This window comes from Pseudarthrobacter sp. KH_020_B, from assembly GCF_057840185.1.
The window spans coordinates 1,559,105-1,571,650 of sequence record NZ_CM174506.1; the positions used below are offsets into that span (position 1 = coordinate 1,559,105).

The window sequence follows — 12,546 nt, forward strand, 5'->3', positions numbered from 1 at the left end:
TAGTACCCAGAAGAATTTGCCCGGCTCTGCTTTCCAGCAGCTATTCCCCAGAAACGGATAACCCACCCGTGGTCACAAGAATGTCCAAGCTTTTCCTGCGCACCTTGCGTGAAGATCCCGTCGACGCCGAGGTGGCAAGCCACCGGCTCCTGGTCCGGGCCGGTTACATCCGCCGCGCGGCACCCGGCATCTACACCTGGCTGCCGCTGGGGCTGAGTGTGCTGCGTAAGGTCGAGGCCGTCGTCCGCGAGGAAATGGACGCCATCGGGGCCCAGGAAGTCCACTTCCCGGCGCTGCTGCCGCGCGAGCCCTACGAGGCCACCAACCGCTGGACCGAATACGGCGAAGGACTGTTCCGGCTCCAGGACCGCAAGGGTGCCGACTACCTGCTGGCCCCCACACACGAGGAAATGTTCACGCTTCTGGTCAAGGACCTCTTCTCGTCCTACAAGGACCTGCCCCTGAGCCTGTACCAGATCCAGAACAAATACCGCGACGAAGCACGCCCGCGCGCGGGCCTGCTGCGCGGCCGCGAGTTCATCATGAAGGACTCCTACTCCTTCGACGTGGACGACGCCGGCCTGGACGCCAGCTACGCCGCCCACCGTGGCGCCTACCTGAAGATCTTTGCGCGCCTGGGCCTGGAAGTCATTCCCGTTGCGGCCACCGCCGGCGCCATGGGCGGGTCCAAGAGCGAAGAGTTCCTGCACCCCACCGAGATCGGCGAAGACACTTTCGTGCGCTCCGCCGGCGGCTATGCGGCCAACGTCGAAGCCGTCACCACCGTTGTTCCGGCCGACATCGACTTCAGCAACGCCCCTGCCGCCGAGGTCCTCGACACCCCCGACACGCCCACCATCGACACGCTCGTGGCCGCATCCAACGAACTGGCTCCCCGGAGCGAGGCCGACGGCGGCGACTGGACTGGCGCCGACACCCTCAAGAACGTGGTTCTTGCCGTCACCCTGCCCACCGGTGAGCGCCAGCTTGTGGTCATCGGCCTGCCGGGTGACCGCGGCGTTGACCTGAAGCGCGTGGAAGCCAACATCGGTTCCTTCCTGCCCATCGGCGGCGAGATCACGCTCGAAGCAGCCAACGACGACGACCTCAAAAAGCAGCCCCTCATCGTCAAGGGCTACCTTGGACCCGGCCTGACGCTGGAAAATCCCCTGCTTGGCAGCGAAAGCTCAACCAAGCTCCTCTACCTGGTGGATCCCCGCGTTGTCAGCGGCACAGCCTGGATCACCGGGGCCAATGAAGCAGGAAAGCACGTGTTCGGCCTGGTGGCCGGCCGCGACTTCACCTGGGACGGCGTCATCGAGTGCACCGACGTCCGCGCAGGCGACCCCGCCCCGGACGGCTCCGGTCCCCTCGAGACGGCCCGCGGCATCGAGATGGGCCACATCTTCCAGCTGGGCCGCAAGTACGCTGCAGCCCTGGACTTGAAAGTCCTGGACCAGAACGGCAAGCAGGTGGTGGTCACCATGGGCTCCTACGGTGTCGGTGTCACCCGCGCCGTCGCGGCCTTGGCCGAATCAAACCACGACGACAAGGGCCTCGTCTGGCCCCGCGCCGTCGCCCCCGCCGATGTCCATGTCGTGGCTGTCGGGCGCGGCGAGGAAATCTTTGCCACCGCCGAGCAGCTGGCCCTGGAACTCGAGGCCGCCGGCCTGGACGTCATCTACGACGACCGGCCCAAGGTCTCCCCGGGCGTAAAGTTCGGCGACGCGGAACTCATCGGCGTCCCCACCATCCTGGCAGTCGGCCGGGGCCTGGTGGACGGCGTTGTGGAAATCAAGGACCGCCGCACCGGCGAAGCGGAGAACGTGGCCGTGGACAAGGCTGTTGACTATGTGGTCACCGCCGTCCGCAGCTAACCCGCGGCGGTGATTTCCGGTTTCGAGTCGATCCAGCTCACCACCATCATCCTGATTGTGGTGGCTGGATTTGCTGCCGGCTGGGTGGACGCCGTGGTGGGCGGCGGCGGTCTGCTCCAGCTGCCGGCCATGCTGCTGGTACCCGGGATCACGCCGGTCCAGGCCTTGGCCACCAACAAGATGGGGTCTATTTTCGGCACCACCACGAGTGCGGTGACGTACTACGGGCGAGTCCGGCCAGACCTGAAGACGGCTCTGCCCATGGCGGTGATCGCCCTGGCAGGGAGCTTCGGCGGCGCCGTGCTGGCCGCCAACCTCCCGGCCAGCGTGTTCAAGCCAATCATCGTGGTGGCGCTGGTCGCCGTCGCACTTTTTACGGCGCTGAAGCCCAACATCGGTGACATCACCGTGCTGCGGCACGATGGCCGCACACACTACGCAGTGGCGTGCCTGATCGGGGCCGTGATCGGCTTCTATGACGGGCTGATCGGTCCGGGCACCGGTTCCTTCCTCATCATCGCGCTCGTCTCGGCGATGGGCTACGCCTTCCTCGAGGCGAGCGCCAAAGCCAAGATCGTGAACATGGCCACCAACGCAGGCGCCCTCCTGTTCTTCCTGCCCCATGGGTCAATCCTGTGGGGTGTCGGCCTGCTGCTGGGCCTGGCCAACATGGCCGGCGGCTACCTGGGCGCACGGACCGCGGTGAAGCAGGGCAGCCGCTTCATCCGTGTTGTTTTCCTGCTGGTGGTAGGCGCCCTGATCATCAAGCTCGGCGTCGACGTCTGGCAGGAAAACTTCGCCTGACTGGGTAGCCGAAACCCTCCCAGCCGGTATCGCCCGCAGCCCGCGGCCGGGCGTACCATGCAGGTATGTCCGCCGGCGGGGAACCCTATTCGGAAGCATTGTCAGCCGCGGCCCGTCGCGCTGCCGAGTGGCTGGCGAGCCTGCCGGACAGGCACGTCGGGCCCGCGCAAAGCGCCCATGATCTCGCGGCTGACTTCGCCGGACCATTTCCCTCGCAGGGCATGCCTGCCGCAGCTGTGGTTGAGTACCTGGCGGACAAGGCCGAACCGGGGCTGATGGCCATGCCCTCCGGGCGCTTTTTTGGCTGGGTGATCGGCGGGACGCTTCCTGCCGCCCTGGCCGCGGACTGGCTGGTCAGCGCCTGGGACCAGAACTCCGGCCTGCGCTACGCCACCCCCGCGATAGCCGCCATCGAAGAGGGGGCGGGCCACTGGCTGCTGGACCTCCTTGGCCTGCCCGCGGAATCGGACGTCGGCTTCGCCACGGGTGCCACCATGGCCAACTTCACCGGGCTGGCCGCTGCCCGGTGGCGGTTGCTGGCCGATGCCGGCTGGGACCTCGACGGCGAGGGCCTGGCAGGCGCCCCGCGGATCAGGTGCTTTGTGGGCCAGGAGCGCCACGAGACCATTGACCTGGGCCTGCGGTACCTCGGCCTCGGCCGGCCCGTCGAGGTCCCCGCAGATGCCCAAGGCAGGCTGGTCGCCGCAGAGCTGGACCGGCTGCTGTCCGAAGGGTCCGGGCCCGCGCTGGTCTGCCTCCAGGCCGGCAACCTCCACTCCGGAGCCTTCGACCCCTTCGACGCCGCCATCGAGGTTGCCCGGCGGCACGGCGCCTGGGTCCACGTGGACGGCGCCTTCGGGCTGTGGGCCGCGGCCGTGCCCGAGTTCGCGGACCTCACCCGCGGCATGGAGTTGGCCGATTCGTGGGGGACCGACGCCCACAAGACCCTCAACGTCCCGTACGACTGCGGTATTGCCATCGTCAGGGATTCAGCAGCCCTTCGCAGCGCCATGGGCCTGCAGCACACCAGCTACCTGATCCACGACGTCGAAGGCCCGGGCGACCCGTTCGAAAAAGCGCCCGAGCTGTCCCGGCGCGGCCGCGGCGTGCCGGTGTGGGCCGCCCTCCGATCCCTGGGCAGGGACGGCGTGGCAGCCCAGGTCCGCGGGCTCGCCGATGCCGCGTCGAAGATCGGCAGCCGCCTGGCTGAGGTGGACGGCGTCGAGGTACTCAACGACGTCGACTACACCCAGGTGTCGCTCGCCTTTGGGGACGACGCCACCACGCGCGCCGTGACGGCCCGGGTGATCGAGGACGGCAAGGTCTGGATGTCCGGTTCACACTGGCAGGGCAGGGATGTCCTGCGCGTCTCGGTCAGCAACTGGAGCACTGACGCGGACGACGTCGGCACTGCCGTCGAGGCGGTCAGCTCCGCTTTGGCGGCGGTGCGGGCAGCGGGCTGACCGCCCCGCGATAGTCCTATCCCGCCAGGGAGGCGCCGGTCCCTCAGCTGTCGCCCTGCCCCGGCTCAGGCAGGGCGTCCGCCGAGGGGAGACCGTCGAGGGTCCGCCCGGCAAGGGTGCTGGCCACCCAGAGGGACCGCGCCAGATCGCCCTGGTGGCGCGGCAGGGCCGCGTAGGTGAGGGCGTTCTCCACTTCGCGTGCCACTGCCCACTGGCGCGCAGCTTCGGCATCGAGGCCGGCCGCAGCGCTGAAGTCCTGGCAGCGCCGCCTCAACCCACCGGCCGGATCGTTCCGGGGCAAGTCCCCGAGACGGTTCCACAGCAGCGGTGCCACCGCGAATTCCGGTTCGCCGATCATGGGCTGCGGGTCGATGGCGACGAACGCCTCCCCGGGCAGCGCTCCGCTGTTGGTCTGCGGCCGGGCAAGGATGTTCAGGAAATGCAGGTCCGTATGGACCAGGACATCGCGGCCCGAGCGCCGGCCAACAGCGCCGCGGGTCTGGCAGACTTCCAGGGCCGCCTCCAGGAGCCAGCGCGGGAACGGGCGGCCCTGCTGTTCCCAGTCGGCGGGCAGGTCATCGCTCCATTGTTCGGCCCGCCCGGCGATGTGGTCGAATTCCTGCCACTGCGGCCGGCCGTCCGGCACGACGCTCAACTGCCAGACGATGCTGCCCCAAGCGAGCGCTGCCTCATCCAGCGGGACAGTCTGCAGCGAGCAGCCCGCATTCAGCCGCTCCAGCAGCATGGCGCACGTTCCGGCGTCGGATTCCAACAGCCGGACGGCGCCGGAGCCGCCCCACAGCGCCAGCGCATGGCGTTCCACCCGCGCCTCATCGTGGGGAAACGCGATCTTGAGCGCAGCCGGTGTCCCGTCCGTCCGGCGGACAGGGACCACCACGCCGCCGTGGCCATGCCATGGGAGGGCGCCTGTTGCCAGGTCAACAGCCAGGTCCCAATGCTCCAGCCGCCCCTGCACCAGTCCCGGGAGTGAGGAAAGCCAGGCCCGTCCCGCGCTGCTGTGGCTGTAACGAACGCTGAGGGCAGGAGGGATCGGCATCCCAATCCGGACACTCACAGGACGCCGCTTGCGCCGAGCAGGTTGCCGATGGAGAACGTGGCAGCCAAGGCCAAAGCCCCGCCCGCCACTACCCTGGCGGCGGCCCGCAGCTTCGAACCGCCGCCGATCCAGGCGCCCAGCGCCCCGGTGGCAGCGAGGGCCACCAGCACGGCCGCGAAGGTCAGGGGGACCCGGATGTTCTCCGGTGGCAGCAGGATGGCGGCCATCGGCAGGATGGCGCCGGTGACGAACGCAAGAGCTGAAGCAAAGGCTGCATTCCAGGGGCTCACGATGTCTGTTTCGTCGATGTTCAGTTCGGCAGAGAGGTGCGCGCCCAGGGCGTCGTGGGCTGTGAGCTCCCGGGCCACTTTCCTTGCTGTGTCCAGGCTCAGCCCCTTGCCCTGGTAGATCGCCGCGAGTTCCTCCAACTCTTCCTCCGGCTGGTCCTGCAGTTCCAGGCGTTCCTTTTCGATCAGAGCGTGCTGGCTGTCCTTCTGGCTGCTGACGGACACGTACTCGCCCAAGGCCATGGATACTGCTCCACCCACCAGGCCGGCGGTGCCGGCTACGAGGATTGGCCCGGACTGTGTGGTGACGCCGGCGACGCCCACAACGATTGCGGCGACCGAGACGATCCCGTCATTGGCACCGAGCACACCGGCGCGCAGCCAGTTCAGTCGCTGCGCGACGTCGTTTTGGTGGGGCTCATTCTCATGAAGGGCGGGGGCGCCGGCACTGTCCATGCCTCCAGCAAAGCATTAGTGCCCGCGGCTGGCCAGTGTGCCGGAACTGGCCGGTCAGCCGGAGCCGGCCGGTGTGCCGGGCCTTGGCTAAGTATTGCCGGGAAGACGGGCGCTGGTTGGGGAAGTCCCCGGAGATGCAGGCCCCGGAGTCACGGGCCCGGGCAGTGGCGGCAGGAGTGCTTCGTCCAGGACGACGCCAGGGACCGGGCCCGGCGAGGCGCCCCAGTAGACGGTCCGCCGGACCGCCGACTGAAGGGCCAAGAGGGCCCATGCCCGTTCGGGTCCCTCGGTAAGGGCCACCACATCGCCGAGCACCGGAAGTGTCCCTGCCTCCAGTGTTCCCAGCCCCGCTGCAGGGTCGGCCAGGAACGCCTGGGTCAAGGCAAAACCGGGCTGCCTCAGGGGTACCACGGCACAGCGGGACCTGCCCAAGGCCTCCGCCTCGCCCCGGAGGGCGCCGTGCTGGGCCAGGAAGTTCGACGCCGGAGCCGCGGACCCGGAGTTAAGCCTGGTCAGTGCGGCCTGGTACGCGTAGACCAGTTCCAGCTCGCCCTGCACGGCCGAGGCGAAGGCTGAGCCGACGTCCACGCCAGTTGTGGCGTCGGGGACGGCTGCTTCGCTGGCACAGCTGGCGGCGGCTGACGCCGAAACAGGCGTGGTGGGCGCCGGCGATGCGGGGGAGGAGGAGCCACCGCCTGGAAGCGGTGCCAACGCGATCCCGGTCGCCGAGGCCAGGTCCTCAGCGGCCAGGAGCTGGGCAGTACCGGCGCCGGCGAGAAGGCGGGCCATTCCGCCGTCGGCCGTTTCAGCCTCCTGGAGCCGCCGTGCCCCGCTTGCCTGGAGGGCAGCAGCGAGGTCCGCGGTGGTCGACGGTGGCGTGACGGTGGGCAGCGCCGTGGCCAGATCAGCGACGGGGCCAGTAGCAGCGACGTCCCGGGCAGAATCGCTGGCCGCATCAGCCGGCAGCATCAACGCCCGGGCCTGGACAGTCAGCAAAGTCACAACCCGGGCCAAGGCTGCGGCCTGTGGGGCCGTCGCAGCGGCGCCGGCAGTGCCTTCGAGGTCCAGGCCCGCGGCCCTCAGGGTCAGGGAATCCGCGAACGCGGAAGCCCTTGCCTGCTCGGAAAACGGCGGCGCCGCAGGCGGGGGCGGTTCGCGGGGAATGAGCACGAATCCCAGGCTCACCACCAGAAGGGCGGCCAGCGCAAAAACGGCGTACTGGAAATAGCGCCCGTGGCGGCCGGTCTCCTGCGTGTCGTCTTTCACAACAGACCATGTTCTCACGCCTGATGCGAATCTTCGTGCACCACTGCGGCCGGAAAATCGTTAGGCTAGTAGTCACAACATCATCTATTGGAAGGCGGCCGGCATCGTGAGCAATGCAGAAGCCACGACTTCATCAGACGCTACCGGAGCGGGTACCGCTGTTGCTGCGCCCCCCAACAATCCCGAAGCCACCAGGCTCCGGGCGCTCTTGGAACCGGCGGTCCAGGCCAACCGCCTGTACCTCGAGGACGTATCCATCCTGGCCGGATCACACCGCGTGGTCCACGTTGTAGTGGACCTGCCGCAGGAGGAAACCGGCGGCGTAAACCTTGATGTCATTGCGGACATCTCCAGGGTTCTCTCCGACGTCCTGGACAATGACCCCGCAGACGACGGACGCCCGTACGACCTCGAGGTTTCCTCCCCGGGCGTCGCGCGTCCCCTCACCGAAGTCCGCCACTGGCACCGCGCCCGCGGCCGTATGGTCAAGGTCAACGTCATCCAAGGGGACAACGTCACCGGCAGGGTCCAGTCCGTGGATGATTCCGGCGTCACCATCATCCCGGAGATCGCCGTCAAAAAGGGCATGAAGCCCAAGCAGGGCGAGCCCCAGATTCTTCCTTTCGACAGGATCCGTAACGGAAAAGTCGAGATCGAATTCAGCCACCTCGAAGAAGCTGGTCTGGAACCTGAGCACAATGGACCTTCTGAGGAGGCCTGATGGATATTGACATGAGCGCGCTGAGACTACTGGAGCGTGAGCGCGAAATCCCGCTGGACCTCCTGATCCCCACCATCGAGCAGGCGCTCCTGGTGGCGTACCACAAATCGCCCGGCGCCTTCGAGAAGGCCCGGGCCGAGCTGGACCGCAAGAGCGGCCACGTGACCATCTGGGCTGTGGAGATCGACGACGACGGCGCCCCCATCGGGGAGTTCGAGGACACGCCTGCCGGCTTCGGCCGTATCGCGGCGAGCACCGCACGCCAGATCATCCTGCAGCGCCTGCGCGACGTCGAGGACGACAACATCCTGGGCGAGTTCAAGGGCCGCGAGGGTGAGCTCGTCGCCGGCCTGATCCAGCAGGGCAACAACCCGCACATGATCCAGGTCAACCTGGGTTCCGTTGAGGCGCTGCTGCCGCCGCCCGAGCAGGTGCCGGGGGAGAAGTACATCCACGGAAACCGGCTCCGTGCCATTGTGATCGATGTCCACCGCGGCACCAAGGGCCCGTCCGTCACCCTGTCCCGTTCACACCCTGGCCTCGTCCGGAAGCTCTTCGAACTGGAGGTCCCGGAGATCGCGGACCGCTCGGTGGAGATCGTGGCACTGGCCCGCGAGGCCGGCCACCGTACCAAGATCGCGGTCAAAGCCAACACCCAGGGCATCAACGCCAAGGGCGCCTGCATCGGCGAAATGGGTTCCCGCGTCCGCGCCGTCATGACGGAACTGAACGACGAAAAAATCGACATCGTGGACTTCAGCGAGGATCCGGCAACGTTTATCGCCAGTGCACTTTCCCCCTCGCGTGTGAATTCGGTCACCATCGTGGATGAGGCCACCCGCTCCGCGCGTGTCGTGGTCCCGGACTACCAGCTCTCGCTGGCCATCGGCAAAGAGGGCCAGAACGCCCGGCTGGCGGCCAAGCTCACAGGCTGGCGGATCGATATCGTCTCTGACGCCGCCCCGCAGCGCGAAAGCTAAACCGGGTTCCGGGGCGGCAGCCGACTGCAGGTAACTTCGGCCGAAGCCCCGGTTTCGGGCAGAACTGCCCCGAGGGGCTAGAATAAACATGACCGCGCCTAACGGCCGGTATTCGTGTGCCCTGAGTTTTCCCGTTCCGCCGATGTGCGGTGGGGGACTTGGGGCCGGCAGTTATGAACGTCAGGAAGATGCTCACCGTGGCAGAAGTGCTTCACACCGAGGATCAACCGCAGCGTACCTGCATCGGATGCCGGAAAAAGGCACCGCGGTCTGAGTTACTCCGGCTCGTCGCCGAAGGCAGCGGTTCCACCGCAGTGCTGGTAGACGAACGACGCCGGATGGCTGGCAGGGGTGCATGGCTGCACCCCAGCGAAGCGTGCCTGGCCCTGGCGGTCAAGCGGCGAGCATTCGGAAGGGCCCTCAACGGCGCAACCGGGTCCACCGCCGTCGAACGCCGGATCATGGCAGGCAAGCAGGACGCCGGCCCGTTGCAGAAACCCCTGGTAGCTGCAGCAAAAACCGTCCAACCTGAAAGCGGGTCAGAAAACTGATGGAAACCCGATGAGTTCCCAGCGATGAGTGCGCAACGATGACAACTTTGTTGCGCTCTGCAATGGGCCCTGTAGTTGCAACCGCGGCTGGGGCCCGCAGTAAGAAGTAGACGGTTCGTGCCTGGCTCGGTGCGGACCGAGACAGGAGAAATGTGGCCAAGGTCCGCGTACACGAGCTTGCTAAAGAGCTCGGTATTACTTCCAAAGATGCAGTAACCAAACTGCAGGAACTGGGCGAATTCGTTCGCTCCGCCTCTTCAACGATTGAGGCCCCGGTGGTGCGGAAACTCCGCAACGCCTACCCCGACGCAGCTGCGAAGACCGCAGCTCCGGCAGCCGCGCCCAAGGCGCCTGCCCCGTCGGCCGAAACACGACCCGCAGCACCTGCTCCGGGCCCCGCAGCTCCCTCAGCCCCGGCGGCACCAGCTCCTGTGGCTCCGGCTGCACCTGCCGCGGCACCGGTTGCGTCAGCCCCGGCCGCAAGTGCACCGTCCACCGGCGCCAAGCCCGGTGCCCGTCCGGCACCGAAGGCTGAAGCCCCGGCCGCACCGACCCGCGCTGGCGGATCAACCCCGGGTGGTTCGCAGGGCGGCTCCGCACCGCGTCCCGGTGGCCCCCGTCCGGGCAACAACCCGTTCGCCACGTCCCAGGGCATGCCCCGCGGCCGCGGTGGCGACGGAGAGCGTGCTCCCCGTCCGGGTAACAACCCGTTCGCTCCCTCGCAGGGTATGCCCCGCGCGGGTGGCCGTCCCGACGGCGACCGTCCGGGTGGTCCGCGTCCCGCTGCCGGTGCCGGTGGCCCCCGTCCGGGTGGTCCGCGTCCCGCAGCCGGTGCCGGTGGCCCCCGTCCGGGTGGTCCGCGTCCCGCAGCAGGAGCCGGCGGCGCTGGTGGTCCGCGAACCGCGGGAGGGGCCGGTGGAAACCGTCCCACTCCGGGCATGATGCCCAACCGCACTGAGCGTCCCGCACCCGCTGGTGCAGGTCGTCCCGGTGGCGGCGCACGTGGTCCCGGACGTCCGGGTGGCGCACCGGGTACCGGTGGAGCTCCGGGTGCCGGTGGCGGCGCTCCGGCCGGCGGCGGCTTCGGCAAGGGTGGCCGCGGTCGCGGTGGTACCCAGGGTGCCTTCGGTAAGGGCGGCGCAGGCCGTGGCAAGCAGCGCAAGTCGAAGCGTGCCAAGCGCCAGGAACTGGAGCAGATGAGTGCTCCGTCGCTGGGTGGCGTGAGCGTACCCCGCGGCGACGGCAACACCGTAGTCCGGCTTCGCCGTGGCTCGTCCATTACGGACTTCGCCGACAAGATCGAGGCAAACCCCGCAGCACTCGTGACGGTCCTCTTCCACCTCGGCGAAATGGCCACGGCCACGCAGTCGCTGGATGAAGAGACGTTCGCACTGCTCGGCGAGGAGCTTGGCTACAAGCTCCAGGTTGTGTCGCCGGAGGACGAGGAGCGCGAGCTGCTCTCCACCTTCGACATCGACTTCGATGCAGAGCTCGAAGCTGAGGGTGACGAAGACCTCGAGGCACGTCCTCCGGTTGTCACCGTCATGGGCCACGTTGACCACGGTAAAACCCGCCTGCTCGACGCCATCCGCAAGTCCGACGTTATGGCGGGCGAACACGGCGGCATCACGCAGCACATCGGTGCTTACCAGGTCACGCACACCCACGAAGGCGAAGACCGCAAGATCACTTTCATCGATACTCCGGGCCACGAGGCGTTCACCGCCATGCGTGCCCGTGGTGCGAAGGTCACCGACATCGCCATCCTGGTGGTCGCAGCGGACGACGGCGTTATGCCGCAGACCGTTGAGGCCCTCAACCACGCGCAGGCAGCCAATGTGCCGATCGTGGTTGCAGTGAACAAGATCGACAAGGAAGGCGCCAACCCGGACAAGGTCCGCGGCCAGCTGACCGAGTACGGCCTGGTTCCCGAAGAATACGGTGGCGACACCATGTTCGTGGAGGTCTCTGCCCGCCAGAACCTCAATATCGACGAGCTGCTCGAGGCTGTCCTGCTCACCGCAGACGCCGCCCTGGACATGCGCGCCAACCCGAACAAGGACGCCCGCGGTATCGCGATCGAAGCCAACCTGGACAAGGGCCGTGGTTCCGTGGCCACCGTCCTGGTGCAGTCCGGTTCACTGCGTGTCGGTGACACGATTGTGGCCGGTACGGCCCACGGCCGCGTCCGCGCCATGTTCGACGACGACGGCAGCGCACTGACCGAGGCCGGCCCGTCCCGCCCCGTGCAGGTTCTGGGTCTGTCTAACGTGCCGCGCGCCGGCGACACCTTCTTTGTGACAGCTGACGAGCGTACCGCCCGCCAGATCGCCGAGAAGCGTGAAGCAGCCGACCGCAACGCCGCCCTTGCCAAGCGCCGCAAGCGCATCAGCCTGGAAGACTTCGACCAGGCCGTGGCCGATGGCAAGATCGACACCCTCAACCTCATCCTCAAGGGTGACGTGTCCGGTGCCGTGGAAGCCCTCGAAGACGCACTGCTCAAGATCGACGTCGGCGAAGGCGTGCAGCTGCGCGTCATCCACCGCGGCGTTGGTGCCATCACGCAGAACGACGTCAACCTGGCAACGGTCGACAGCGCCGTTATCATCGGCTTCAACGTCAAGCCTGCCGAGCGGGTTGCCGAACTGGCAGACCGCGAAGGCGTGGACATGCGCTTCTACTCCGTCATCTACGCAGCAATCGATGACATCGAGATGGCCCTCAAGGGCATGCTCAAGCCGGAGTACGAAGAGGTCCAGCTGGGCACCGCCGAGGTCCGCGAAGTCTTCCGCTCTTCCAAGTTCGGAAACATCGCCGGTTCCATCGTTCGCTCGGGCATCATCCGACGCAACACGAAGGCCCGCATCAGCCGCGACGGCAAGATCATCGGTGAGAACCTCACCGTTGAGACGCTCAAGCGCTTCAAGGACGACGCCACTGAGGTCCGTACGGACTTCGAGTGTGGTATCGGTCTTGGTTCGTTCAACGACATCACCGAGGGCGACATCATCGAGACCTTCGAGATGCGCGAAAAGCCGCGCGTCTAAGGTTCGTTGCTTTCGCTGGTGGGGCCGCTGGGATTTT

At 67.4% G+C, this 12,546-nt stretch carries 10 protein-coding genes; 7 read left to right on the forward strand and 3 right to left on the reverse strand.

What is annotated here, in order from left to right; genetic code table 11:
* Positions 1 to 68: 68 nt before the first annotated feature.
* From AC3IT0_RS07345 to AC3IT0_RS07355, 3 genes are all read left to right on the forward strand, one after another.
* Entirely contained in the window at positions 69 to 1,877 is a 1,809-nt protein-coding gene (locus tag AC3IT0_RS07345; RefSeq protein ID WP_489323083.1) for a proline--tRNA ligase, read from the forward strand.
* Between the two features lie 9 nt (positions 1,878 to 1,886).
* Positions 1,887 to 2,681, forward strand: a complete 795-nt coding sequence (locus AC3IT0_RS07350) for a sulfite exporter TauE/SafE family protein (RefSeq protein ID WP_489323084.1) — start codon at positions 1,887 to 1,889, stop codon at positions 2,679 to 2,681.
* Between the two features lie 65 nt (positions 2,682 to 2,746).
* Positions 2,747 to 4,144 carry a pyridoxal phosphate-dependent decarboxylase family protein gene (locus tag AC3IT0_RS07355; protein WP_489323085.1) on the forward strand — a complete coding sequence of 466 codons (1,398 nt, stop codon included), beginning with the start codon at positions 2,747 to 2,749 and terminating at the stop codon, positions 4,142 to 4,144.
* A gap of 43 nt (positions 4,145 to 4,187) precedes the next feature.
* Here the strand turns inward: AC3IT0_RS07355 and AC3IT0_RS07360 are convergent, their stop codons facing one another.
* The 3 genes from AC3IT0_RS07360 to AC3IT0_RS07370 all read right to left on the reverse strand — a co-directional run bounded on the left by AC3IT0_RS07360 (position 4,188) and on the right by AC3IT0_RS07370 (position 7,210).
* Positions 4,188 to 5,201 carry an aminoglycoside phosphotransferase family protein gene (locus tag AC3IT0_RS07360; RefSeq protein ID WP_489323086.1) on the reverse strand — a complete coding sequence of 338 codons (1,014 nt, stop codon included), beginning with the start codon at positions 5,199 to 5,201 and terminating at the stop codon, positions 4,188 to 4,190.
* A 14-nt stretch (positions 5,202 to 5,215) separates the two neighbouring features.
* Complete coding sequence (locus AC3IT0_RS07365) at positions 5,216 to 5,944, reverse strand: VIT1/CCC1 transporter family protein (RefSeq protein WP_489323087.1); 729 nt, start codon at positions 5,942 to 5,944, stop codon at positions 5,216 to 5,218.
* A gap of 87 nt (positions 5,945 to 6,031) precedes the next feature.
* Positions 6,032 to 7,210 carry a DUF4439 domain-containing protein gene (locus AC3IT0_RS07370; protein ID WP_489323088.1) on the reverse strand — a complete coding sequence of 393 codons (1,179 nt, stop codon included), beginning with the start codon at positions 7,208 to 7,210 and terminating at the stop codon, positions 6,032 to 6,034.
* A gap of 106 nt (positions 7,211 to 7,316) precedes the next feature.
* Between AC3IT0_RS07370 and rimP the strand changes: the two genes are divergently transcribed.
* The 4 genes from rimP to infB all read left to right on the forward strand — a co-directional run bounded on the left by rimP (position 7,317) and on the right by infB (position 12,509).
* Positions 7,317 to 7,931: a ribosome maturation factor RimP gene (rimP, locus tag AC3IT0_RS07375; RefSeq protein WP_489323089.1), complete on the forward strand. Its 615-nt coding sequence runs from the start codon at positions 7,317 to 7,319 to the stop codon at positions 7,929 to 7,931.
* Complete coding sequence (nusA, locus tag AC3IT0_RS07380; protein ID WP_489323090.1) at positions 7,931 to 8,911, forward strand: transcription termination factor NusA; 981 nt, start codon at positions 7,931 to 7,933, stop codon at positions 8,909 to 8,911. The genes rimP and nusA overlap by 1 nt, the downstream gene beginning before the upstream one ends.
* Before the next feature lie 188 nt (positions 8,912 to 9,099).
* A complete protein-coding gene (locus AC3IT0_RS07385; protein WP_489323091.1) occupies positions 9,100 to 9,462 on the forward strand; it encodes a YlxR family protein in 363 nt (120 codons plus the stop codon).
* Positions 9,463 to 9,614: 152 nt separating this feature from the next.
* Positions 9,615 to 12,509, forward strand: a complete 2,895-nt coding sequence (gene infB, locus AC3IT0_RS07390) for a translation initiation factor IF-2 (RefSeq protein ID WP_489323092.1) — start codon at positions 9,615 to 9,617, stop codon at positions 12,507 to 12,509.
* Positions 12,510 to 12,546: the final 37 nt, after the last annotated feature.

What these genes read in the sequence shown, in the direction of transcription:
- AC3IT0_RS07355 (WP_489323085.1), top strand. Translation starts at nt 2,747, where the DNA reads ATGTCCGCCGGCGGGGAACCCTATTCGGAAGCATTGTCAGCCGCGGCC.
- AC3IT0_RS07360 (WP_489323086.1), bottom strand. Translation starts at nt 5,201, where the DNA reads ATGCCGATCCCTCCTGCCCTCAGCGTTCGTTACAGCCACAGCAGCGCG.
- AC3IT0_RS07365 (WP_489323087.1), bottom strand. Translation starts at nt 5,944, where the DNA reads ATGGACAGTGCCGGCGCCCCCGCCCTTCATGAGAATGAGCCCCACCAA.
- nusA (WP_489323090.1), top strand. Translation starts at nt 7,931, where the DNA reads ATGGATATTGACATGAGCGCGCTGAGACTACTGGAGCGTGAGCGCGAA.
- AC3IT0_RS07385 (WP_489323091.1), top strand. Translation starts at nt 9,100, where the DNA reads ATGCTCACCGTGGCAGAAGTGCTTCACACCGAGGATCAACCGCAGCGT.